General features: G+C 46.8%; 24 protein-coding genes, 2 pseudogenes and 1 riboswitch. Of the genes and pseudogenes, 9 read left to right on the top strand and 17 right to left on the bottom strand.

The window, feature by feature from the left end; translation table 11 throughout:
- Window positions 1-140: 140 nt before the first annotated feature.
- On the top strand, window positions 141-1,169 hold the full coding sequence (iolX, locus tag RAC86_RS02685) for a scyllo-inositol 2-dehydrogenase (RefSeq protein WP_072566069.1): 1,029 nt from the start codon (window positions 141-143) through the stop codon (window positions 1,167-1,169).
- A 69-nt stretch (window positions 1,170-1,238) separates the two neighbouring features.
- On the opposite strand, the gene RAC86_RS02680 is transcribed toward iolX, so the two are convergent.
- Window positions 1,239-1,748 carry a DinB family protein gene (locus RAC86_RS02680; protein WP_072566070.1) on the bottom strand — a complete coding sequence of 170 codons (510 nt, stop codon included), beginning with the start codon at window positions 1,746-1,748 and terminating at the stop codon, window positions 1,239-1,241.
- 49 nt (window positions 1,749-1,797) lie between these two features.
- Window positions 1,798-2,447: pseudogene (locus RAC86_RS02675) on the bottom strand (LysE family transporter).
- A gap of 55 nt (window positions 2,448-2,502) precedes the next feature.
- On the opposite strand from RAC86_RS02675, the gene pdxR reads away from it, so the two are divergent.
- Entirely contained in the window at window positions 2,503-3,978 is a 1,476-nt protein-coding gene (pdxR, locus tag RAC86_RS02670; RefSeq protein WP_080490502.1) for a MocR-like pyridoxine biosynthesis transcription factor PdxR, read from the top strand.
- 6 nt (window positions 3,979-3,984) lie between these two features.
- Here pdxR and RAC86_RS02665 read toward each other — a convergent pair whose 3' ends face one another.
- Window positions 3,985-4,623, bottom strand: coding sequence for a pentapeptide repeat-containing protein (locus tag RAC86_RS02665; protein ID WP_072566073.1), 639 nt, complete (start codon window positions 4,621-4,623; stop codon window positions 3,985-3,987).
- A gap of 205 nt (window positions 4,624-4,828) precedes the next feature.
- Here RAC86_RS02665 and RAC86_RS02660 point away from each other — a divergent pair, with 205 nt between their 5' ends.
- Entirely contained in the window at window positions 4,829-5,635 is an 807-nt protein-coding gene (locus RAC86_RS02660) for an alpha/beta fold hydrolase (RefSeq protein WP_014113328.1), read from the top strand.
- 27 nt (window positions 5,636-5,662) lie between these two features.
- On the opposite strand, the gene cysC is transcribed toward RAC86_RS02660, so the two are convergent.
- The 3 genes from cysC to RAC86_RS02645 all read right to left on the bottom strand — a co-directional run bounded on the left by cysC (window position 5,663) and on the right by RAC86_RS02645 (window position 8,255).
- Window positions 5,663-6,262 (bottom strand): adenylyl-sulfate kinase, encoded by a 600-nt coding sequence (gene cysC / locus RAC86_RS02655; RefSeq protein WP_072566074.1) that lies wholly within the window; start codon window positions 6,260-6,262, stop codon window positions 5,663-5,665.
- A complete protein-coding gene (gene sat / locus RAC86_RS02650; RefSeq protein WP_014113330.1) occupies window positions 6,259-7,428 on the bottom strand; it encodes a sulfate adenylyltransferase in 1,170 nt (389 codons plus the stop codon). Before sat ends, cysC begins: the two co-directional genes overlap by 4 nt.
- Before the next feature lie 113 nt (window positions 7,429-7,541).
- On the bottom strand, window positions 7,542-8,255 hold the full coding sequence (locus tag RAC86_RS02645; protein ID WP_080490483.1) for a phosphoadenylyl-sulfate reductase: 714 nt from the start codon (window positions 8,253-8,255) through the stop codon (window positions 7,542-7,544).
- A gap of 186 nt (window positions 8,256-8,441) precedes the next feature.
- Here RAC86_RS02645 and RAC86_RS02640 point away from each other — a divergent pair, with 186 nt between their 5' ends.
- Together RAC86_RS02640 and RAC86_RS02635 are read left to right on the top strand one after the other, a co-directional pair.
- Window positions 8,442-9,128, top strand: a complete 687-nt coding sequence (locus RAC86_RS02640; protein ID WP_072566075.1) for a 2-phosphosulfolactate phosphatase — start codon at window positions 8,442-8,444, stop codon at window positions 9,126-9,128.
- The gene (locus tag RAC86_RS02635; protein ID WP_072566076.1) at window positions 9,125-9,883 is read left to right on the top strand and encodes a phosphosulfolactate synthase; all 759 of its coding nucleotides are present in this window, start codon (window positions 9,125-9,127) and stop codon (window positions 9,881-9,883) included. The genes RAC86_RS02640 and RAC86_RS02635 overlap by 4 nt, the downstream gene beginning before the upstream one ends.
- 44 nt (window positions 9,884-9,927) lie before the next feature.
- Here the strand turns inward: RAC86_RS02635 and RAC86_RS02630 are convergent, their stop codons facing one another.
- The 7 genes from RAC86_RS02630 to RAC86_RS02600 all read right to left on the bottom strand — a co-directional run bounded on the left by RAC86_RS02630 (window position 9,928) and on the right by RAC86_RS02600 (window position 17,205).
- On the bottom strand, window positions 9,928-10,557 hold the full coding sequence (locus RAC86_RS02630) for a YitT family protein (RefSeq protein ID WP_041521155.1): 630 nt from the start codon (window positions 10,555-10,557) through the stop codon (window positions 9,928-9,930).
- Window positions 10,558-10,652: 95 nt separating this feature from the next.
- Window positions 10,653-11,768 carry a mandelate racemase/muconate lactonizing enzyme family protein gene (locus RAC86_RS02625; RefSeq protein ID WP_072566077.1) on the bottom strand — a complete coding sequence of 372 codons (1,116 nt, stop codon included), beginning with the start codon at window positions 11,766-11,768 and terminating at the stop codon, window positions 10,653-10,655.
- Window positions 11,769-11,776: 8 nt separating this feature from the next.
- Window positions 11,777-13,045, bottom strand: coding sequence for an MFS transporter (locus tag RAC86_RS02620; RefSeq protein WP_014113335.1), 1,269 nt, complete (start codon window positions 13,043-13,045; stop codon window positions 11,777-11,779).
- A 111-nt stretch (window positions 13,046-13,156) separates the two neighbouring features.
- Window positions 13,157-14,014 carry a GNAT family N-acetyltransferase gene (locus tag RAC86_RS02615; protein ID WP_014113336.1) on the bottom strand — a complete coding sequence of 286 codons (858 nt, stop codon included), beginning with the start codon at window positions 14,012-14,014 and terminating at the stop codon, window positions 13,157-13,159.
- Between the two features lie 5 nt (window positions 14,015-14,019).
- Window positions 14,020-14,469, bottom strand: coding sequence for a GNAT family N-acetyltransferase (locus tag RAC86_RS02610; RefSeq protein ID WP_014113337.1), 450 nt, complete (start codon window positions 14,467-14,469; stop codon window positions 14,020-14,022).
- Between the two features lie 90 nt (window positions 14,470-14,559).
- A complete protein-coding gene (locus RAC86_RS02605) occupies window positions 14,560-16,398 on the bottom strand; it encodes a bifunctional homocysteine S-methyltransferase/methylenetetrahydrofolate reductase (RefSeq protein WP_041520916.1) in 1,839 nt (612 codons plus the stop codon).
- A 90-nt stretch (window positions 16,399-16,488) separates the two neighbouring features.
- A riboswitch (SAM riboswitch) is annotated at window positions 16,489-16,606 on the bottom strand.
- Window positions 16,607-16,713: 107 nt separating this feature from the next.
- Entirely contained in the window at window positions 16,714-17,205 is a 492-nt protein-coding gene (locus RAC86_RS02600; protein WP_014113338.1) for a YajQ family cyclic di-GMP-binding protein, read from the bottom strand.
- Window positions 17,206-17,303: 98 nt separating this feature from the next.
- On the opposite strand from RAC86_RS02600, the pseudogene RAC86_RS02595 reads away from it, so the two are divergent.
- Both RAC86_RS02595 and RAC86_RS02590 read left to right on the top strand, forming a co-directional pair.
- Window positions 17,304-18,201, top strand: a pseudogene (locus tag RAC86_RS02595) (CvfB family protein).
- Window positions 18,202-18,313: 112 nt separating this feature from the next.
- Entirely contained in the window at window positions 18,314-18,604 is a 291-nt protein-coding gene (locus RAC86_RS02590; protein WP_014113340.1) for a DUF3784 domain-containing protein, read from the top strand.
- A 41-nt stretch (window positions 18,605-18,645) separates the two neighbouring features.
- Here the strand turns inward: RAC86_RS02590 and RAC86_RS02585 are convergent, their stop codons facing one another.
- A complete protein-coding gene (locus RAC86_RS02585) occupies window positions 18,646-19,497 on the bottom strand; it encodes a DegV family protein (protein ID WP_014113341.1) in 852 nt (283 codons plus the stop codon).
- Window positions 19,498-19,633: 136 nt separating this feature from the next.
- Between RAC86_RS02585 and RAC86_RS02580 the strand changes: the two genes are divergently transcribed.
- Complete coding sequence (locus RAC86_RS02580; protein WP_041520917.1) at window positions 19,634-20,476, top strand: YitT family protein; 843 nt, start codon at window positions 19,634-19,636, stop codon at window positions 20,474-20,476.
- Between the two features lie 18 nt (window positions 20,477-20,494).
- A complete protein-coding gene (locus RAC86_RS02575; RefSeq protein WP_061188345.1) occupies window positions 20,495-20,950 on the top strand; it encodes a BsuPI-related putative proteinase inhibitor in 456 nt (151 codons plus the stop codon).
- Window positions 20,951-20,980: 30 nt separating this feature from the next.
- On the opposite strand, the gene RAC86_RS02570 is transcribed toward RAC86_RS02575, so the two are convergent.
- The 3 genes from RAC86_RS02570 to yitU all read right to left on the bottom strand — a co-directional run bounded on the left by RAC86_RS02570 (window position 20,981) and on the right by yitU (window position 22,247).
- Complete coding sequence (locus RAC86_RS02570) at window positions 20,981-21,178, bottom strand: DUF3813 domain-containing protein (RefSeq protein WP_003239348.1); 198 nt, start codon at window positions 21,176-21,178, stop codon at window positions 20,981-20,983.
- A complete protein-coding gene (locus RAC86_RS02565; protein ID WP_003239346.1) occupies window positions 21,179-21,331 on the bottom strand; it encodes a hypothetical protein in 153 nt (50 codons plus the stop codon). It lies immediately after the preceding gene.
- Window positions 21,332-21,434: 103 nt separating this feature from the next.
- Complete coding sequence (gene yitU, locus RAC86_RS02560) at window positions 21,435-22,247, bottom strand: 5-amino-6-(5-phospho-D-ribitylamino)uracil phosphatase YitU (RefSeq protein WP_061188346.1); 813 nt, start codon at window positions 22,245-22,247, stop codon at window positions 21,435-21,437.
- Window positions 22,248-22,249 lie beyond the last annotated feature (2 nt).

The following is a 22,249-nucleotide window of genomic DNA, read 5'->3' as shown; positions in this document are numbered from 1 at the left end:
GGCAGTGTAAAATGAAACCATCTTTTGAGAAAGCGCTTGCGCAATATGTTAAAGCGGATTGAACCGCTGTTTTTTTAGCTGGTTAGGAGAAAGCGCTTTCTCGAGGCGATCCTAAAATGACATAAAGGAGAGGATGGGACGTGAAACATCAAGTAAGGTGCGCAGTATTAGGATTAGGAAGGCTCGGTTATTATCATGCGAAAAATCTCGTCTCCAGTGTTCCGGGGGCAAAACTGGTCAGTGTCGGTGATCCGTTGAAAGGGAGAGCGGAGCAGGTTGCCAGAGAATTCGGTATCGAAAAATGGTCAGAGGACCCGTATGAGATGTTAGAAGATCCCAGCATTGACGCTGTCATTATCGTAACGCCGACAAGCACACATGGTGATATGATCATCAAAGCAGCGGAGAACGGCAAGCAGATCTTCGTTGAAAAACCGCTGACATTAAGCCTTGAGGAATCAAAGGCAGTTTCTGAAAAAGTGAAAGAGACGGGAGTCATTTGCCAAGTCGGCTTTATGAGACGATTCGATCCCGCATACGCAGATGCCAAACGGCGGATCGACGCTGGGGAAATCGGCAAACCCATCTACTATAAAGGCTTTACGCGCGACCAGGGAGCGCCTCCCGCAGAGTTTATCAAACACAGCGGAGGGATTTTTATTGACTGCTCTATCCATGACTATGATATGGCCCGTTATTTGCTAGGAGCGGAGATTACTTCTGTTTCGGGACACGGCAGGATCCTGAACAACCCGTTTATGGAGCAGTATGGCGATGTGGATCAGGCGCTGACGTATTTAGAATTTGACTCCGGCGCAGCGGGGGATGTCGAGGCAAGCAGAACCTCTCCATACGGACATGACATCCGGGCGGAAGTTATCGGGACTGAGGGCAGTATTTTCATAGGGACTTTGAGAAATCAACATGTGACCATCCTGACAGCGAAAGGGAGCAGCTATGATATTATCCCAGACTTTCAAACTCGTTTTCATGAAGCCTACTGCTTAGAGCTGCAGCATTTTGTTGAGTGTGTCCGGAATGGAACAACACCGATCGTGACAGATATCGATGCGACGATCAATTTAGAAGTTGGCATCGCCGCGACCAATTCGTATCGAAGCGGCAGGCCCGTACAGCTGGATGTGAAGGGTGCGCACACTAGTTTGTAAACGTTATCATGATACGCCTGCGGCTTCCGCACTCCCGCAACTCGTTCCTATCAAAAAAGCAAGGACAGTTCAGCCCTTGCTTTCTCTCTTTTCATATAAATAGTACACATAATCAGTAGGTACACCTGTATGGCCAAGCTGCCTCAGCATTGCGGTCACGTTCCCTCTGTGATAAGTGCCGTGATTGACGACATGCAGGATGATGTCTGCATAAGTTGTTTCCAGTGTCCCGAGTTTCGGATGCTGCATTGATACGGTCTGTTCTAAGTCCGTCTGGCGGCTGAAGAATTCATGATACTGTGACTCCAACTCGGAAGAGTGCTGTTTTATCGCTTCCATATTACCATGCACGGACTCAAATTTGCCTGCGCCGACTATAATCTCTTGGTAGGCCACTCCCGAAAGAACGTTCAGCCAAATGTAGTCAGCCCTGCACATATGAAGCAGCACGTCGCTGATAGAAGGAAATACGCTCTTTACTTCTTGATAAGCAGTTTCCTCGGGCAGGTTTTCGATATGGTTACATATTCGCTTGTTCGCCCAGGAATGGTAGTCATAAAACTGTTTTGCATCAGTCATCAGCATTGCCTCCTTTTCTAAGACATTCGCTGTTTCATTCGTTATTCCTTCAATTGCTGAAAAGCGATATCCCGAAATACCCTGCTGCTGCCCACATCACAACTGCAGAGCATTTGTTTACGATCAGCATAAGCCTGCCGCTCGTATCTATCGTCTGAAACAGCCGGCCCGCTATCGCAAGACTGATAAACCAAATCCAAGAAACAGCGATGCAGGCAGCCATAAAGAGCCATTTCTCAAGCCCAGAATATTGGAGGGAGCTCGTGCCGATGACGCCGATCGTGTCGAGAATAGCGTGTGGGTTTAAAAGAGAAACGGCGGCCGCAAACGCAGCTTGCTTTTTAGCTGTGAACGTATTTTTCTCATTTTGATTTGCTTTCGGACGGCTGTTCCAAGTCACCCAGCCCATATAGAGGAGAAACAAAAATCCGCCGGCCATCATGACTGTCTCAAACACAGGCAGCTGCTGCACGATGACAGATACGCCTGCAACAGCTAAAACAATTAACAGAGTATCGCAGACAGAAGCGCTGATGATGGCTGGGAGTGCCCGCCAAATATGCCTTTGCCACGCTCCTTGCTGAAAAATAAACACATTCTGCGCTCCCAGCGGCAAAATTAAGCCAAAAGCAAGCACAACTCCGTGAATGATTGCATTCATGCTGAAAAAACTCCCTTCACATCTGTTTTTTTAATCATAAGAGAGATTTTCTATCATGTCTCCGGCCATTTGGTTGGGTTTAGAACCAGCCAAATGTATAATGTGAAAAAAGGGGGCACGACTATGTCGCAATGGCAGCCAAGCCGAGATTCGGATATTCCGCTGCATCGGCAGATTGAACAATACATGAAGGACAAAATTCTTCACGGAGAGTGGGCTGTGGGGACGAAAATCCCTTCACAGAGAACGCTGGCCGACATGTTTCAAGTCAACCGCAGCACCGTGACAGCAGCCATTGATGAACTCACGTCTCAAGGCCTGTTAGAGGGGAGAAGAGGAGGCGGCACGAAGGTTGCAAACAGTACGTGGAGCGTGCTGGCGGCTGAGCCTCCGCTCGATTGGAGCGATTATGTCCGTTCAGGCATTCATCACCCTAATTCTTCTATCATTCAGGATATTAATCAAAACGAACCAAGAGCGGATATCATCAGATTAGGCACAGGAGAACTTTCACCGGATCTGCTCCCAGTTGACACAATGCGCCGGATGTTTCAGCAGATCAATCCGCACGCCCTGTCTTTAGGATACGAGCAGCCGAAAGGAAATCCTAAGCTGCGGGAGGCGGTGGCGGACCATTTAAAAGGCAAGCAGATCCATGTATCTCCGTCATCGATTTTAATTGTGTCTGGCGCACTTCAGGCACTTCAGCTCATCTCGATCGGGCTTTTAAAACGAGGTTCTGTTATTTTGACGGAAAAGCCCTCCTACCTTCAATCTTTGCATGTGTTTCAATCAGCGGGGATGCGGCTTCGCGGCTTGCCGATGGATGAAGAAGGAATCAAGGCGGGGCTTGTTTCTTCTTATCGAAAACAATACGGAGGACAGCTGCTTTACACCATTCCGTCGTTTCATAATCCGACAGGCACTGTCATGTCAAAGCAGCGAAGGAAAAAGATCATCGGCCTGTCAAAAAAAGAGCAGCTGCCAATCATTGAGGATGATGCGTACGGTGATTTATGGTTTGAAGAAAAACCGCCGCAGCCTTTAAAAGCAATGGACCATGAGGGCAATATTCTGTATCTGGGCACTTTTTCAAAAACGGTTAGCCCCGGTCTTCGAATCGGCTGGCTTGCCGGACCGGAGCCGGTCATTGAAAGGCTGGCGGACATTAAAATGCAGACAGACTACGGATCGAGCGGCCTGTCCCAGTGGGCGGCTGCCGAATGGCTGTCACAGGGGTATTATGAAGAGCATCTGACATGGATACGAAGGGCACTAAAACAAAGAAGAGACGCGGCAGTTCATTTTCTTAAGCGGTATGCCGGAGACATCGCGACGTGGCGGATTCCTGCCGGCGGCTTTTATATTTGGGTGACATTTCACAAAGCCTTGCCTATCAGCCGTTTTTTTCATGAATTGCTGAAACAGCAGGTGCTGGTGAATCCCGGTTCCATTTATGACGGCGAAGACCGAAACAGCATCAGGCTGTCATATTCCTATGCATCTCTTGCGGATTTGGAAACAGGCATTAAAGCGGCAGCCGATACAGCCCGCCGCCTGATGTCCTAACGTTTGTTACACAATGACAGCTCCCAGCGCTCTGGCGAAAGCAATCGCATGCTCAGGCGCGATTTTGCAGCCTTTCAATTTGTCGAGGGAGACATGAAGCTGTTCAAAACGGCAGGTGCTGATGTCCATGTTTTGAAGGGACGTTCCGGTAAAGCTAGCGCCTTCCAGTTCGCACCCGTCAAAGTGTGTCTGCTGAAGCGCCATATTGCTGCACTCACTTTGCATAAGAGCACAGTGATCAAAATGAACTTGTTTCATATTTGAGTACGAAAATGAACTGAAATGTCCGTGGCACTCCTCGAATGAGACATTCCGAAGTGTTGATTCTGCCACATTCATTCCAACCATTTTTGATTGCTTAACGGAAGTTCTGTGAATGACAGCCCCGCTGAAATCGGCGTTTGACAAATCACATTTTTCAAAGATCACATCGGTCAGTTCAATATGCCGGAAAGACACATCGATAAACACGACATTTCTGAATAGCGTTTTTTCTACACAAAGTCTTTCTATATCTTCGCCGCAGATTGTACAATCTGCAAACAAATGCATGCTGACCACGTCATCCTGTGTCACGGTTTCATGAAAATCTGCGGTTTGCAGGTTTTCCGGTATGTGCGGTTTTTGAATCACTACTTTATTCATGAGATGACATCCTTTGCTGCCCGAAAAACCAGAGGCCTCCGGGATCAATTTAATAGATCGTTATGGAAGTTGATACATATAGTAAATCGTGAAGAGCCTTTTCTTGGTACAGCAGCCCGCTCGTTTTGTAAGCATAAATGGAAAGCTTCCTGTGCGTCAAGGCGTTTACAGGCCGGGAAAGAAAAGGGAACAGGAGGAATGCGGAATGGGGCATTACGTCAAAACCGAGGAGCATGTGACACTGTTTGTAGAGGATATCGGGCATGGTAGGCCGATCATCTTTTTGCACGGGTGGCCGTTGAATCATAAGATGTTTGAATATCAAATGAATGAGCTTCCGAAAAGAGGATTTCGTTTTATCGGCATTGATTTACGGGGATATGGGCAATCTGACCGCCCGTGGGAAGGGTACGATTATGATACAATGGCCGATGATGTGAAGGCAGTCATTTATACGCTGCAGCTTGAGAACGCGGTTCTTGCCGGTTTTTCGATGGGCGGCGCAATTGCCATCCGTTATTTGGCAAGGCATGACGGAGCAGATATTGGTAAGCTGATTTTATTGTCTGCAGCGGCACCCGCATTCACAAAACGCCCGGGTTATCCGTACGGGATGAGGAAGCAGGATATTGACGATATGATTGAACAATTCGAAACGGATCGGCCAAAAACACTGGCTGATTTAGGAAAACAGTTTTTTGAGAAAAAAGTGTCTCCAGAGTTCAGGCAGTGGTTTCTCAATCTGATGCTGGAGGCTTCCTCCTACGGGACGATCCACTCAGGCTTTGCATTAAGAGACGAGGATCTCAGAAAGGATCTTGCCTTAATCAAGGTTCCGGCGCTGATCCTGCACGGGAGAAAGGATAAAATTGCGCCGTTTGATTTTGCGAAAGAATTGAAGCGCGGCATCAAACAGTCGGAATTGGTTCCGTTTGTAAATAGCGGGCACGGAGCCTTTTATGAAGAAAAAGAGAAGATCAACAGTTTGATTGCGCAGTTTGCCAAATTATAAAAAAAAACCCGATATTGATCGGGTTTTTTATATGATTCCTTTGCTTTGCAGTTCTGTAATGATCAAATCAGCCCCGTCGGAAATAGATATCTGGTCTGATTCAATGATGAAATCAGGTGAACGCGGCGCTTCATACGGAGAATCGATCCCGGTGAAATGTTTGATTTCTCCGTTTCGCGCTTTTTTATAAAGTCCTTTCGGATCGCGCTGTTCACAGACATGCAGCGGACACTTCACATAAATTTCGAAGAATTCCCCTTCAGGAAAGAGCGCTCTGACCATATCCCGGTCCTCTCTGAATGGAGAAATAAAAGCCGTTAAAATCATTTGCCCGCTGTCGACAAACAGCTTCGCCACTTCTCCGATTCGGCGGATGTTTTCAATCCTGTCTTCAGTCTGAAAACCAAGATCTTTGTTTAAGCCGTGACGGATATTATCGCCGTCGAGCACATAACTCTGAATCCCCATGCGGTAAAGCTTTTCGTCAACGGCATTGGCCAGCACCGATTTTCCTGAGCCGGACAGCCCGGTAAACCAGAGGGCGCAGCTTTTGTGTCCGTTTAACGACTGTCTGTCAGACTTTGTGATTGCAGTGGGGTGCCAAATGATGTTTGGGTTGTGTGTCATCCCAATCCCCCGCTGTTATGCTGGATGGCAACGGGCTGTTGCTGAAGACCTTTGATCAGAACGTTTGCGACCTCAGGCCGGCTGAATTCTTTAGGCGGTTTTTTGCCTTGGCGGAGAAGCTCTCTCACCTTTGTGCCGGATAAGTGGATGTGGTCTCTTTGGCTGTGCGGACATGTTTTCGAGGTGCCCATGTTTCCGCATTTCCGGCAGTAAAAGCTGTGCTCGAAAAACAGCGGTTTGATGCCCAGTTCCTCCTCTGTGAATGATTGAAAAATATTTTGCGCGTCGTACGTTCCGTAATAGCTGCCGACCCCCGCGTGATCACGGCCTACAATAAAATGGGTGCAGCCGTAATTTTTGCGGACGAGCGCATGGAAAATCGCTTCCCGCGGACCTGCATACCGCATGGCGGCAGGGAAGACCGACAACATGACACGATCCTTTGGATAATAGTGTTCAAGCAAAACCTGGTAGCTCTCCATTCTGATATCACTCGGGATATCGTCGGACTTCGTTTCTCCGACAAGCGGGTGAAGCAGCAGACCGTCGACCGTTTCTAACGCTGTTTTTTGAATATATTCATGTGCTCTGTGAACAGGGTTCCTGGTTTGAAAACCGACAATTGTTTTCCAGCCGAGCTTTTTAAAGGCTGCTCTTGTTTCTGCGGGCGCTGCGTAAAACTGTTCGAAGGATTTGTCGGGAAGGCGGCTGACCGTGATAGGCCCTCCGATATAGTAATCCGGACGTGCCAGCATTTTTTTCACGCCTGGGTGGGCAGGGTCGTTTGTTTTAAAAACAGACAGTGCTTCTTGTGTTTTATCAGGCTGGTATATATCAGTAACTGTGATCATGCCGTAGGTGATGCCGTCTTTCACAAGCTTGACGCGATCTCCGGCAGACAGTTTGTTTGCTGTTTCTTCTCCGACAGGCAGCGTGATCGGCAGGCTCCAAGGCAAGCCGTTTGCCAGCCTCATCTCTTTCACAACAGTATGATAATCTTTTTCTCCCAAAAAACCAGTTAACGGGCTGTAGCCGCCGATCGCGATAAGCTCCAGGTCGCTCAGTGCAAGCTGATCCAGCTCCGCTTCGCACGTGCACCCTTCAAAATGGCATGCGGGATCGCAGCGGTTGATTAACACCCCTCCATGGGGCTCGCTTCCATTCAACGTGTTCAACCTCCATTTTTACGTTTCCTTTGTTTTTCTTTTCTGCGCTGGTTGAAAACTTCAAAGCAGCGCCTCAACATCATTTCATTCCCATTGCATGAGCATGCCGGACATTATTCTTGATGCAGGCCGCATTCTGTTTTCTCCCGTCCGGCCCATCTTCCAGCCCTCTCATCGTTCGGGTCCGAGGAAGGCAATGTACACATTTCACAGCCTATGCTCGGGTAATGTTGATCGTGCAGTTTGTTATAAGGCAAATTGTGTAGGCGGATGTACGTCCAAACGTCATCCCATGTCCAGTGGATGAGCGGGCAAATTTTAATGAGCTTAAACTTCTGATCCAGATTCACGTATTGAATATGCTTTCTCGTAGGCGACTGCTCCCGGCGCAGTCCTGAAATCCAAGCTATCATGCCGGACAGGTGTTTTTTAAGCGGCTCGATTTTCCGTAATTGGCAGCATAGATTCGGGTTATGCTTCCACAACTCTCCGCCGTATTGCGTCTCCTGTTCTTTTAAGCTCAGCTCGGGTTCGAGCAGCTGGATTGTCAATCCCGGATATCGCTCTTTGACGGTCTCGATCAGCTCATATGTTTCCTGAAAATGCAGCCCTGTATCCAAAAAGATGATGTGCGCGTTGTTGTTGATTTTTGATATGAGGTCAAGAAGCACCATCCCTTCTGCGCCAAAGCTGCACGCGTACACAATCTTTTCCCCGTATATTCGGTAAGCCCATTTCAACACATCGAGCTCATCGATCAATTGATCCGTTATCTGTTTGGACAGCGTGTCGTTCCATGTGTCATATGTGATGATTTGTTTGTTCAACGTTTTCCCCCCGTTTGCATCTGTCTGTTTCTATCTATTGATCGAGTTATAGGCAGACTATTCATTTTTTGCATAAAGGTTCAGGGTTTTTAGGTGCGGCAGCGCCTAAAATGGGGAACGGAACCATTAAGAGGCCGGCTGAATATGCTTTTAAGCAAAATGGTTTTATGCCCAAGGAGAGGTATTATGCCGGTTACCATTTATCAGGGGCATCATCATTCGCTTGCCCCGGCGGATATTAACATCGTCATTGATGTCATCAGAGCCTTTACGGTCGCCCATTATGCGTTTATCGGCGGAGCGAAAGAGATTTTATTGGTCGGAACAGCAGAGGAAGCCTTTGCGCTGAAAGACACTTATCCGGATTACGTGTTGACGGGAGAGGAAAAGGGGGTCGGTATCAGCGGATTTGATTTAGATAATTCTCCAAAACGCATGGCGATGCAGGATATGGCGGATAAGCGCTTGATCCAGAAAACAACAAACGGCGTCACAGCGGCGTTAGGGGCGCTGAAGGCTAAGCACCTGTTTGTAACTGGATTTTCTAACGCCAAAACAACGGCAGAGCATGTGAAAACACTCGCCGTAACGGATTGTGTCATGAACATTGTGGCTTCCCACCCGTCAGGTGATGACGACATGGCGTGTGCGGAGTATATCAAAGGCATCATTGAAGGGACAAATGCGGTTACGGCTGCGGAGGTAATTGAAAGAATAAAACGCTCTTCTGTTGCAGAGAAATTTTTTGACCGCAGCCAGCCATTGTTTGATCCGGAAGACATATCATACTGTACAAAAGAACTGACAGGCGATTTCGTGATGAAAGTGAAACAAGAAAGAGAAGTTCCAACGATAGAGAGGGTCATAATATGAATGATTTTTCACTAGAATTGCCAGTGAGAACAAGCAAGCCGAGAGAAACCGGGCAGACCATTTTAATTGATAACGGCTACCCCTTGCAATTTTTCAAAGATGTAATAGCCGGGGCGTCCGACTATATTGATTTTGTGAAATTCGGCTGGGGCACATCATTACTTACGAAAGATCTTGAGGGAAAAATCAGCTCGCTGAAAGAGCATGACATTAAATTTTTCTTTGGCGGCACATTGTTTGAGAAATATGTAAGCCAGAAAAAAGTGAATGAATTTCATCGGTACTGCACCTACTTCGGCTGTGAATATATTGAGATTTCAAACGGTACGCTCCCGATGACGAATAAAGAGAAAGCGGCTTACATTGCCGATTTTTCTGATGAATTTCTTGTGCTCAGCGAGGTGGGCAGCAAGGATGCGGAATTATCAAGCCGGCAAAGCTCTGAGGAATGGCTTGAGTATATCGTTGAGGATATGGAAGCGGGCGCGGAAAAAGTGATTACGGAGGCCAGGGAAAGCGGGACAGGAGGGATCTGTTCCAGCAGCGGCGATGTCCGGTTTCAAATTGTTGATGACATCATTTCCTCAAATATTGATATCACCAGGCTGATTTTTGAAGCGCCGAACAAAACGCTCCAGCAAGGGTTTATTCAAAGGATTGGACCGAATGTGAATCTGGCCAATATCCCCTTTCATGATGCCATCGCGTTAGAGACACTGCGCTTAGGGCTAAGATCCGATACCTTTTATTTGTAAAACAGCGGCTGCGGGGCTCTCGCTATGAAGAGAGCCTCTGCCTATTATTTTTTATGGCGGTACATAGGCGTGAGATAGGGGAGTGAAGTCAGACGGATGTTATAGATGAAGTCGATGACTCTTGTCGATATGACTTGGCATATCAGGGCTTGAATGACGATGCCCCAGGCAATAATAGACGCAGTAACCATAAAAATAATGCAATTCATGATGAGCAGGATCGTTCCGGGACTCCCGCCGCGGTAGATCGAAATCATAAGAGCAAGAGCCCCGAATCCTCCGTTCGAAATTTTGTATTTGTATAAAAGTCCGATGCCGAGTCCCAATAACACAGCGCCACTGGCCAAATCAAGCCACAGGTTTGATGTGATATCCGGAAAAACGACATCAAATATCAATACCGAGACAGAGGTGACGGTAATCGAAGCGAGGGTGCCGGTGAAGGTTCTCATCTCCAGCCATTTTAAAGCAGTAAAAAGCATCGAAACATTCACTGCCCACACTGAAAAGCCATGAGGAATTTGAAACAGATAATGCAGCAGCACCGCAATACCTGCTGCCCCGCCTGTCGGAATATCATGGGGAAATAAAAACAAGGACATGCCGAGTCCCTGTAATACGCCGCCTACGACAATCATAAACGTGAGTTTTGCTTTCATCAGCAGTTCAGCCATTAAGTCATTTGCTCCTTTATGAAAAGACTTGTCCGCTGTTTTCATTTTATGAGGCTGTCCATCATTTATGTCTGCAAATATAGAAATGGCCCAGCTTAATATGCTGAACCATCCCACTTGTATCGATGAATGATCTCCATATTGATCTCTGTTCCAATGCCTTTTCCTTTCGGAATGTGGACCATTCCTTTTGAAGGCTGAAGGCTGACGAGATCTGTAAAAGGATTCTCCATGACGTCCCACTCAATCGGTTCAATTTGATCTTTTTCCATTTTGGACCATGGAGGCAGACAGGCTTGCGAAAATAAAGCATAGAGCCGTGAAAGTGATCCGTCATATGCATGGGCGGACGCTCTGACGCCGAAATAACGCGCGAGCTGGAGGCAGTCCCGAAACTCATCGATCCCGTTGACATGCATAACATCGGGCTGAATGATATCCAAGCAGCGCTGTGAGAGGAGGGGGGCAAATTTCGCCGCGCTTTTCATATTTTCTCCACCGGCAACAGGAACAGATAAACGGCTGCGCAGCAAAGCGTAATCCTGCGGCTGATCAAAGGGCAAAGGCTCCTCGAACCAGCCGATATTCGTCCATGCTGAGAAATAGCGTTCCCAACTCATAGCTGTTGCTGCATCGTAGCTTTGGTTTGCGTCCAGAATCAACGTAATGGAGCTGCCGGCCGTATGCTGTAGCGCACTGATGTGCCGGACATCTTCCTCGAATGAAGTCCCGCCGATTTTGACTTTGATTTGCTTAAAGCCCTTTTTTACCTGGGCTTCAACGTTGGAAACCGAACGGCTGATCCATTGCGGCTGGTCTGAATACGATTGGAATGAGGCATATACAGGGATCTCTTCTCTGTACCACCCGCCCCATAGTTCGCAAACCGAGCAATCAAAAGCTTTGGCCGCAATTTCTGTCAGCGCCATGCTCACGGCGGAGGCCGCCCGCTGATGCCATTTTTGAATCGTGCTCACTAATGGCAGGCGGCTGCTGGCCTGTTTTCCTAAAAGATAGGGAATGATCCGTTTGGTAAAACCGATATGCAAAGCCGGGAGCCAATCAACGCATTCTCCCCAGCCGTCAATCCCGCTTTCTGTTACAATTCTGATGAGATAGCAAGTTCGATATTGTTTAAACCCGTTTGCGTCGCCGTACGGCTCTTCTAATCGATGCAAAAGCGGAAAAGTCTCAACCCGTTCGATTTTCAAATTGGATGCTACCTTTCCTCAGCTGGCTGAAGCCGATTGCCAGCCATTTTAGGATCTTCTTTTTCTTTTGTTTCTTCTTTGTTTTGATTCACATGGATCAGCAAAATCACGAGAATGCCGACAACAAGCGTCAATCCCGCAATGCTCAAAAACATGCCGGGTCTGGACCATTCCATCAGGCGGCCGAAAATCGGAGGCCCGATGGCAACCCCTAAGAAACGAACCGATCCGTAGAGCGAAGTCACAAATCCACGTCTTTCTTTCCCGACAGCTCCGGTTATAAAGCTGTTCACACAAGGAAGAACAAGGCCTGAACCGATACTGCTCAGCACGAGAACACTGATAAAAAGGACAAGGTTCTCAATGAATGACAGTGCCGCGTAAGACACGGTCATGAACGCCAATCCGAGTACGATCAGCTTTTTCATTAACGATTGCTTTTGGCCGATTTTGCTCCCGGTTGTATAAGACGTCACACACATGACCAAAAGCGGGATCGCCAAAATCAAGCCTTTTTTGACGCCGTCGGTATCGTATGTTTTTTCCAAGACATCTGATAGATAAAACAGGATGCCGAATAAAGTAAACAGGCAGGTCGCCCCGGCTAAATAAGCGGTAAACAGCCATCTGCCTTCATGTTTAAAAACACTTAACAGCCCTTTCGCATATTTTCCGATTGGGGGCGGTTCTTTTTCCTTTTTCTTTTCTTTAATAAAAATCCAAGTCAGCACGATCGAAATGATACAAAATACCGGGAAGGCAAAAAACGCGCCATACCAGACAAGAAGGGCGATAAGCGAGCCGATGATCGGCGAAAGCACTTTCCCCATGCCGTTTGAAGCTTCAACGAGACCGAGCACCTTGCTTTCCTGGGCGCCTTTAAACAGATCTCCCGTCAGTGCCATGGCAATCGGGCCTGTCCCGGCTGCCCCGATTCCCTGAAGCGCCCGTCCTGCCATGACCCAAGGGTATGCATTGTCAAAAAAACCTGCCGCAAACCCGGCTAATAAGCCGCCGGCACCATACAAAAATAAGCAAGGGATAATGATGATTTTCCTTGAGAATCTGTCAGCGAGATAACCGACAATCGGAATGGCAAACGCCGCAATCAAGGAAAATACTGTGATCACGAGACTGACTTGAAATTGTGATAAATGAAGTTCAGATTTCATTTTTGGCAAAATCGGAATAAGCATCGAGTTTCCAAGTGTTAATATTAAAGGGATTGAACCGATTGCAACAATCGTCATTCCGTTATTTTGTTTTGATGATTCCATCTCAGAGCACACTCCTTTTCTTCTGCTTAGAATGTCCCTGCTGGCTTCGTTTATTCAACGTTCAGACAGCAAAAAACCGAACAGAAAATACCTGTTCGGGAAAAAGGAGGGTTAACCGAGTGCCTGCGAAATCAACGCATATAAGTGTCCATTTTGGTCAGGAAGCATCTTTATCTGGTAAAGCATAAGCGGTGGCTCTTCGTCCGCTTGAAACCCCATTTCTATCAGCCTGTCATGTAAAGATGTGTGTTCACCCGGTATATCGATGCGCATCGGACCTTGTTTGCCGGCGGCCAGCCTGTTGATGAATTGTGCAGCCACGTCTGATGATGGGGCAATGATGGGGCCGAATTTCAAATTGGCAGGTGTCTGTACAGATAGGCCGTAGCCAATCAGCTGTCCCTCATTGTTTCTGGCGATGACGCATTCCTCTGAAGTGGAAATAAGCTGCTGCAGAAGATTTGATCGATCTCCGCCAAAGGCTGCCAGATCGGCCGTGGCTAATTCTTGAAAGTCTTGTTTTCTAAAGGCTGTCAGTTTAGCATCAAGATGATCTTGCTTTTCAATCGGTTGAAAACTGTGACAGCTGTACTTTCGGACTGAACCCGCTGTATGAAAACCCGCTTTCTCATAAAGCGGCAAACCTTCTTTTGTGGCGCAAAGCCTGATGGCGGTGCTTTCATCCGTTTTACTGATACACGCGTTTACCATCCGCCGCCCGAGACCGAGCCGTTTGTATTCCTTGTCTACGATGACGAGTCCGATAGAGGCAAGACGGCCAAACAAAAACAAGCCGATGCAGGAAATAATGTCTCCCCGGACATTTTGATAACCGAAAAAACGCCCTTGTTGGACAAGCAGTGCCAGCTCTTGTTCGCCATAATCCGGCCACCCGGCTTGCCTGCAAAGCCGCAATAGTCCGGAGGTATGTTCTTCATGAAGCTCAATCAGCTCATCCATTACCTTCATACGGGTCACCTGCTTGTTCCGAATGTTTTGTACATGACAATATGAGTGCCAATGCCGGGAATCTCAAACGGTTCGCCAAGTTCCTCCCAGCCAAGCTTTGCGTAGTAGCCTTTGACATGTTGTCTTGCATTGCACCAGACCGCCTGTACGCCTCTGTCTGCCAGTTTTTGTTCCGCATATTTGATCAGCGTGCTTCCGGCTTTTTGATCACGATATCCTTCAAGCGTCGCCATGCCTCTCAGCCGATATGCAGGGGATTCCGTTAATAATGGCTGATTTTGAGGGGAAAAAGAAGCGATGCTGATCAGGGTTCCTTCATAAAACACACCGAGATGAAAGGCGCCTTCCGCATGATCCTGTTCATATTTGCATTGTTCGATGGATTGATGGGGACGTAGGATGCGGTGCCTGATGTCGTATGTATCTTCCGCAGAAATGGTTTTAACTTCGAGCATGATGATCCTCCTCATAAACTGATTTTCTTTATCGTAACACGAATTACGTTGAAAAAGACCGCCCGATTGGCTCAGGCAGTCTTCAAGGTATTAATGCAAATAGATATTTTGGCGCTGCTCATCTTTTTGCTGAATGTACGAAGTGAGCTCGGCGGTTAAGTCAGATCTGAGAAAAGGCGTAATCAAGTAGATGCCGTTAAACAGTTCACATGCCGTATCCAACAGGGAGCGTGCAATCGCAAGGCCTTCCGCTTTTTGTTTCTCTTTATCCTCGCCGGCGAGGGCCATTTTTTCGCGAATAGAGTCAGATAGCTTAATGCCCGGAATTTCATTGTGGATGAATTCCGCATTTCGGCTGCTTGTGAGTGGCATAATGCCGATATAGATCGGTGTCTTCAGATGCTTTGTTTCGTTATGGATATCGACAAGCTGCTGCTCGGAATAGACAGGCTGTGAAACAAAATAATCGGCGCCGCAATCTATTTTTTTCTCCAGCCGTTTTACCGCTTTATCCAGATGGCGGACGTTAGGATTAAATGCGGCGGCGACTGAGAAATTCGTTTTCTTGCCAAGCGGTTTTCCAGACAGGGACAGTCCTTCGTTGAATTGTTTGATCAGCCTGATTAAATCAAAGGATGTTAAATCATACACAGACGTCGCACCCGGAAAATCCCCGATTTTAGAAGGATCGCCCGTAATGGCCAGCACGTCATTCAGCCCTAACGTATCCAGACCCATTAAATGTGACTGCAAGCCGATAATATTTCGGTCACGGCATGTAATATGGACAAGAGAGCGCATATCGAGCTGTTGCTTCACAAGGGCGCCGCAGGCAACATTGCTGATCCGCGGAGTAGCCAGGGAATTGTCAGCGAGGGTCAGGGCGTCGATTCCCGCTTCTTTTAATTCAGCAGCAGCAGACAGAAATTTGTCGAAACTCAATTTTTTCGGCGGGTCCAGCTCTACGATAATGGAGCGTTTTTCCGCTGCGATCTCATTCAGGCCGGGTTCTGTCCGCTCATGCTGAACAGAAATGAATTCCTTCGCCCGGGTTTTGACTTCTTTTTCCGTAATCGGAGCAAGCCCGCCAACCGCTTCTGCCATCGCCTGGATGTGATTCGGCGTGGTGCCGCAGCAACCGCCGATAATCCGCGCGCCTTGCTTGCGGAATTCTGACGCGCTGTTTTGAAAATACGTGTCGTCTGTTTCATAGACGAGCCGGCCTTCTTCAAGCGAGGGAAGACTGCTGTTCGGATAAACTGATAAGAACACGTCATCAAAAATCGGCACTTCGCTAAGCGCTTCAATCATGTGATAAGGACCGAGCCGGCAGTTAATGCCGACGATATCAGCTCCGAGATCCGCGATCGATCGCAATGCTTCAGAAAGCGGTGTTCCGTCCTGCAGTACGCCTTGCTCATGCATGGAGACATTCAGCATAATCGGAAGGCCAGTCTCTTTGCGCGCGATTTTTAGCACTTCACGTGCTTCTTCCAAATCATAATACGTTTCTAACAGCAAGCCATCTGGCTCTTCATGCAGCAGCAGGTACAGCTGCTCGCGAAAGCTGCGTTTGATTTCGTCAAGGCTGTACGCGTTTTTATTAAAGGTACGGATGCCGCCCATCGTCCCCAGCACGTACGCATCGCCTGCTGAAGCCCGCGCGATTTTTACCGCCTCCTGATTCATTTTTTTGATGTCATCCTCAAGCCCGTGTCTGGATAATTTAATATAATTGGCCCCGTACGTATTTGTTTGAATGATGTTGGCTCCAGCCTCAACGTACGCTTTATGTATGCGCTGAATTTCCTCCGGCTTTGAAATGTTGAGCTCCTCAAAGCACCTGTCAATGCCATAGGAGTAGAGGAGCGTCCCCATGGCGCCGTCGCCAATTAACACCTGTTTTTGCAAATCTTCTAAAAGTCCCATTGTTTGCCTCCTTTATTCACATTCAGCAAGGAAAAAAGAGAAATAAAAAAAGTCCTCTTAAGAAGAAGACTTTGTCAGTGATTTTGTCTCTTCTTATCTTCCAAGCTGTTTGAGCTTGCTGGATTTAGCACCTTGGTCATGGCTGATCGCCATTACACCGGTTGCTGAAGCTTCGTCGGGCCAGTCCCTCTGCTTCTCTTGATAAGAACGGATATAAAATTTTCGTGTTCAGGAAGTGCCCTAAAGATGCCTGGCATTTTCCCTTTCTCCAAATTTACCGAAAATAAAGACAATAATCAATAGGATTCAGAAAATTTATCTGAAATTTATAAATTGAACGTCAATTGGCAGATCCGCGCCCCGCACTGCTGTGATAATCTGCTGCAGGTCATCCTTGTTTTTTCCGGTGACGCGCACTTGATCATCCTGCACTTGAGACTTTATTTTCAGTCCGGAGTTTTTGATGATGGTATTGATTTTTTTGGCGTTGTCCTTGTCAATGCCTTGAACAAGTTTTGCACGCTGGCGCACTGTTCCGCCTGACGCGCTTTCAACCTTGCCGTAATCAATGTTTTTTGTCGGCACGTTTCGTTTAATTAATTTACTGACCAGTACATCTTTCAGCTGGCTTAATTTAAATTCGTCATCAGAAACGAGGACAAGCTCCTCTTTATCTAAAGAAATGTCGCTTTTGCTTCCTTTAAAGTCATAGCGTGTGCTGATTTCTTTCAGTGCGATTTGAATCGCATTTTGCACTTCGGGCAATTCCACCTTTGATACAATATCAAATGAACTTTCTTTTGCCATATGAAAACCTCCATAACATTTAACTTATGTGTTGATTATAGTAGAATAAAGAGAAACTTCCAACAGAACAAAGAATCAATTTGTGATGATTGGAAAAAATGTTAACAGAATCCGCAGAAAAATAAGCGGAACAGGAAGGACGATAGCATGAGACCAGGGCAGCAATTAACCTTGAGTATAGATCACCAAACTGACTTCGGTTACTTTTTAACCGACGGAGAAGATACGATTCTCTTACATAACAGTGAAATAACTGAGGATATTGAAGACCGAGATGAGGTAGAGGTCTTTATATACGTGGACCAGCAGGAAAGACTTGCGGCCACGATGAAAATTCCGGTCATCAGCGCTGATGAGTACGGCTGGGTCGAAGTGGTGGATAAAGTGGAAGATATGGGCGTTTTCGTTGATGTCGGCTTATCTAAGGATGCGCTTGTTGCAACTGAGCATTTGCCGCCATACGAGGATGTCTGGCCGCAAAAAGGGGATAAGCTCTACTGTATGCTGAAAGTGACGAACCGGGGGCGCATGTTTGCGAAACCAGCGCCTGAAGATATCATCAGCGAACTGTTTACCGACGCTTCAGAAGATCTGATGAATAAAGAGCTGACAGGTACGGTTTACAGATTAATCGCAACGGGTTCATTCATCATCACAGACGACGGTATCCGCGGTTTTATCCATCCGTCAGAAAGAAAAGAGGAGCCAAGACTCGGCTCAAGAATCACGGGACGGGTGATTCAAGTAAAAGAAGACGGTTCAGTCAACATGTCGCTGCTTCCGAGAAAACAGGATGCATTGTCTGTAGATGCCGAGTACATTCTGACGTATATGAGAACAAGAAACGGCGCTATGCCGTATGGCGACAAAAGCCAGCCTGACGATATCAGAGAACGTTTTAATATGAGCAAAGCCGCCTTTAAACGCGCGCTCGGCCATTTGATGAAAAACGGAAAAGTGTATCAGGAAGACGGATGGACATACGAGAAAAAATAGAAGGCCGCACAGGCCTTCTATTTTTTATATAAGAACTTCACAAATAAAATTTTGTTACGTATCATTAGGGGAGACAGAGTGTTTTGTCAGTTAAAAGACAGGGGGAGAGTTCGTGGAAATTCGCATCGATTTTTTATTGATCTTGATTGCGATGCTTTTCTTTTGGATTGCTTATATGGCAGGAATAAAAAAGCAAACATGGATATTGTCCGGTTTCCGTGAGTCTCGGATACGTGACAAAGACCGCCTGGCTAGTATTGCGGGATACTTTTTTCTGAATTCAGGGATATTTATTCTTTTAAACGGTTTTATTTCATTTCAGGGACAAGATCAGTTGATTCCGCCAATGATTTTGGCATATGGAGCTGGAGTCATCATTTATGTAAATAAAAAATTAATATAAAACCTCCAGCATATATCAAATATCTGGAGGTTTTTGTTTGCTCACTTTTTCAAAAAGAAAATCGCCAATGTGCCGGGACCGGCGTGTGAGCCGATTGTAGAACCGATTGAATGCATGATGATCTCTTTCGGCTTGAACGTATCTTCAATCAAATTTTTCATGTCAATGGCTTTTTCTTCGTTCGCAGCGTAGCTGATCCCCACGGTTTGATTGCCCCAATCACCACCGCGTTCTTTCATCAGTTCGATGATCCGTTTGAAAAGTTTTTTCTGTCCGCGAATTTTTTCCAGAGGCACAAGCTTGCCGTCCTCCATCTGAAGCAGCGGCTTAATATTCAGCAGGCCGCCGACAAAAGCGGATGTTTTGGAGATGCGGCCGCCTCTTGCAAGATATGTGAGGTCATCAACGGTAAAAATGTGCTCAAGCTGTTCGCAAAAGTTCTTTACAGACGTTTCAATTTCTTGTATTGTATTCCCGTTGATACAGAGATCGGCAGCATGCCGGACAGCCAGGCCGTATCCTAATGAAGCACATTTGGAATCAATGACCCGTAAATCGAAATCGGGGAATTCCTCCTTCACTTCATTGGCCATCATCACAGCTGTCTGATACGTGCCGGAGAGGCCTGAGGAAAAGGCAATGTAAAGAGCGGGATCACCTGTTTCGGCATATTGCAAAAACACATTTTTAATCGTTTGCGGTGAGGCTTGGGACGTCTTAGGCGTTTCTCCATTTTGCATCGCTTCAAATATTTGATCCGCATCAATCGTGACTGCATCTTCGAATTCTTTATCGCTGAGAGAGACTCTGAGCGGAATAAAGCCAATGCCGTTTTCTTCAAAATAAGAACGAGGCAAATCAGCGGCGCTGTCAGCGATGAGATGAACTGTCATATTGCTTCCCTTCTTTCCGTTATCGCTCGTTATCATAAGAGTTAAGCCAACTATATCATATTAATTTGCCAAAATCGTGTTCAAATATTTGTTTTAAGGGAAAACATAATAAGAAGAAAGAGCGGAGGAACATGCCATGGTACTAGATCAAACAAAAAAATTACTCATCGTCATCATCGGCGCTTTACTCAATGCGGCCGGGCTGAACTTATTTTTGATACCGGCAGATGTATATGCCAGCGGATTTACGGGTGTCGCCCAGCTTTTATCAAGCGTCATTGTTCAATATGCCCCCTTTTACATATCGACGGGAACGCTCTTGTTCCTCTTAAACATTCCGGTCGGTATTTTAGGGTGGCTGAAGGTCGGCAAATCGTTTACGGTGTACAGCATTTTAAGTGTCGCACTCACTACTCTGTTTATGGGGATCCTGCCGGAAACAAGCCTGTCACATGACATTTTGCTGAACGCAGTGTTCGGCGGCGTCATTTCCGCGGTCGGTATCGGCTTAACATTAAAATACGGCGCTTCAACAGGCGGTCTCGATATCGTCGCCATGGTGCTTGCAAAGTGGAAGGATAAACCCGTCGGCACGTATTTCTTCATTCTGAACGGGATTATCATTTTGACGGCAGGATTATTGCAAGGTTGGGAGAAAGCATTATATACCCTGGTTACACTGTATGTGACAACGAGGGTGATCGACGCCATTCACACCCGCCATATGAAGCTCACGGCAATGATCGTGACGAAAAAAGCGGACGAAATCAAAGAAGCCATTTACGGGAAAATGGTGCGCGGCATCACAACTGTTCCGGCCAAAGGAGCCTTTACGAACGAACAGAAAGAAATGATGATTATCGTCATCACAAGGTACGAATTGTACGATTTAGAGAAGATCGTCAAAGAAGTTGATCCGAAAGCATTTACGAACATTGTTCAAACGACCGGGATTTTTGGTTTCTTTAGAAAAGACTGACGAAAGCAGGTGGAAGTCGTGAAACGGCTGCTTGTGATGCTCCTTCCCGTGCTGCTTTTGATAGGCTGCGGGAAAGATGAGCAGACAGAACCCGATAAGGAGGTATCAGGCGGAATGGAGAATCAAGAGGTTGTTTTATCTGTTGACGCAATTCAGGAGCCTGAACAAATCAAGTTTAACATGTCGCTGAAGAACCAAAGCGAACGTGCTGTCGAGTTTCAATTCAGCACAGGACAAAAATTTGAACTTGTCGTGTATGATTCTGACAACAAAGAAAGATACCGTTATTCGAAAGACAAAATGTTTACGCAGGCTTTTCAAAACCTGACATTGGAACCTGGAGAAACATATGATTTCTCTGATGTGTGGAAGGAAGTCCCTGAGCCGGGAACTTACGAGGTAAAGGTAACATTTAAGGGCAGAGCGGAAAATCTCAAGCAGATTCAGGCTGTTCAGCAATTTGAAGTCAAATAAGAGGCTATGGCGAATCGCCATAGCCTTTTTTTATTGCAGTTTGTCCAGCTGATCCTGAAATTGATGGAGCTGGCGACGTTCCGCATCTGTCGAGTTGGCATACGCAGAAGATACGGCATTTTTGGCTCTCAGAATCGCTTGCTCCTGATCGCCTTCCTCAAAGCCGTTTGTCACCATAACAGCCTGTTGAACAAATGATTTTGCCTGCTGAAACAGTTCGTTTCTCATTTAATATTCAACCTGTCTTTCGGCCGAGTCTCGTGCCGCGGCATGCTGGTGAGCTTCTTCTAATGTAGACCGATATGGAAATCTTGCGGCGTGTAGCCCGATGGAGTCTTTACCCTGCTGAATAAACCTTCTGGATTTGCTTCGTTTACCCATTTTGAGACTGCCCCCTTCCATACTTTGACGAGATGAGTCGTCTTCAATAGTATGGTGGGGCGAAGTAACGATTATGAGTGGGAAAAATTAATACGGGTGGTCTTTAAAGTGAGAAATATTCTTTTAAAAATCTTGCCACGCCGTCCTCTTCATTTGTAGCCGTTGTCCGGTTGGCAATCTGCTTGACCTCGTCGATTCCATTTCCCATCGCAACGCCGCAGCCTGCGAATTCAAGCATTTCCAAATCGTTATCCTCATCTCCGAAAGCAATGATCCGCTCCCTCGGCACACCGTAATAATCGCTGATTTTCTGCAGGCCGACCGCTTTATTCATGCCGCTTTTAATAATTTCAATGACATGCCACGGTGCGGCCCATCTTCTATGATCGATCACCTCGGCATGCACATCCGATAAATAGGAGCGTATGGCCGGTACATCTTCTTCTTTTGCGTGAATGAGCACGGATGTAACATCCTCACCGAGAGTTTCCCGCAAGTCTCCGACCGTCACATTCGTTGTGTTCATGTTAAAGGCATCAATCAGGTGCTCATCATGGTAATGAAAGTACACGTCGTCAATGACTTCAGCAAGCACATTATGTACGTTATAACTCTCGCTGATCTCCACTAGCTGTTTGACAACATCAAGCGGCAGCGAGGTGTGATACCGTCCCCAGCTGTCGTCCTGCGGATGATGGACAAACGCTCCGTTAAAATTGACAATCGGCGTTGTCAGTTTCATCTGCTGGTAATACATGGAACTCGAGCGGTACGGCCGGCCCGTTGAGATGCAGACATAATGCCCGTCATCTTTTAGGCGCTGTATCGTCCGAAGAGTGTTTTCTGATATGGTTTTGTCATCCTTTAATAAGGTTCCATCTAAATCTAAAGCGATTAAATAGGGTTTTGTCTCCATGA

Source organism: Bacillus sp. LR_5 (genome assembly GCF_042709275.1).
Note: the sequence above shows the minus strand (reverse complement) of the source record. Positions and strands in the feature narration are given on the sequence as shown.

What these genes read in the sequence shown, in the direction of transcription:
- RAC86_RS02680 (WP_072566070.1), bottom strand. Translation starts at nt 1,748, where the DNA reads ATGACTGATGCAAAACAGTTTTATGACTACCATTCCTGGGCGAACAAG.
- pdxR (WP_080490502.1), top strand. Translation starts at nt 2,503, where the DNA reads ATGTATAATGTGAAAAAAGGGGGCACGACTATGTCGCAATGGCAGCCA.
- RAC86_RS02665 (WP_072566073.1), bottom strand. Translation starts at nt 4,623, where the DNA reads ATGAATAAAGTAGTGATTCAAAAACCGCACATACCGGAAAACCTGCAA.
- RAC86_RS02660 (WP_014113328.1), top strand. Translation starts at nt 4,829, where the DNA reads ATGGGGCATTACGTCAAAACCGAGGAGCATGTGACACTGTTTGTAGAG.
- cysC (WP_072566074.1), bottom strand. Translation starts at nt 6,262, where the DNA reads ATGACACACAACCCAAACATCATTTGGCACCCCACTGCAATCACAAAG.
- RAC86_RS02640 (WP_072566075.1), top strand. Translation starts at nt 8,442, where the DNA reads ATGCCGGTTACCATTTATCAGGGGCATCATCATTCGCTTGCCCCGGCG.
- RAC86_RS02635 (WP_072566076.1), top strand. Translation starts at nt 9,125, where the DNA reads ATGAATGATTTTTCACTAGAATTGCCAGTGAGAACAAGCAAGCCGAGA.
- RAC86_RS02630 (WP_041521155.1), bottom strand. Translation starts at nt 10,557, where the DNA reads ATGGCTGAACTGCTGATGAAAGCAAAACTCACGTTTATGATTGTCGTA.
- RAC86_RS02620 (WP_014113335.1), bottom strand. Translation starts at nt 13,045, where the DNA reads ATGGAATCATCAAAACAAAATAACGGAATGACGATTGTTGCAATCGGT.
- RAC86_RS02615 (WP_014113336.1), bottom strand. Translation starts at nt 14,014, where the DNA reads ATGAAGGTAATGGATGAGCTGATTGAGCTTCATGAAGAACATACCTCC.
- RAC86_RS02610 (WP_014113337.1), bottom strand. Translation starts at nt 14,469, where the DNA reads ATGCTCGAAGTTAAAACCATTTCTGCGGAAGATACATACGACATCAGG.
- RAC86_RS02605 (WP_041520916.1), bottom strand. Translation starts at nt 16,398, where the DNA reads ATGGGACTTTTAGAAGATTTGCAAAAACAGGTGTTAATTGGCGACGGC.
- RAC86_RS02600 (WP_014113338.1), bottom strand. Translation starts at nt 17,205, where the DNA reads ATGGCAAAAGAAAGTTCATTTGATATTGTATCAAAGGTGGAATTGCCC.
- RAC86_RS02585 (WP_014113341.1), bottom strand. Translation starts at nt 19,497, where the DNA reads ATGACAGTTCATCTCATCGCTGACAGCGCCGCTGATTTGCCTCGTTCT.
- RAC86_RS02580 (WP_041520917.1), top strand. Translation starts at nt 19,634, where the DNA reads ATGGTACTAGATCAAACAAAAAAATTACTCATCGTCATCATCGGCGCT.
- RAC86_RS02570 (WP_003239348.1), bottom strand. Translation starts at nt 21,178, where the DNA reads ATGAGAAACGAACTGTTTCAGCAGGCAAAATCATTTGTTCAACAGGCT.
- RAC86_RS02565 (WP_003239346.1), bottom strand. Translation starts at nt 21,331, where the DNA reads ATGGGTAAACGAAGCAAATCCAGAAGGTTTATTCAGCAGGGTAAAGAC.
- yitU (WP_061188346.1), bottom strand. Translation starts at nt 22,247, where the DNA reads ATGGAGACAAAACCCTATTTAATCGCTTTAGATTTAGATGGAACCTTA.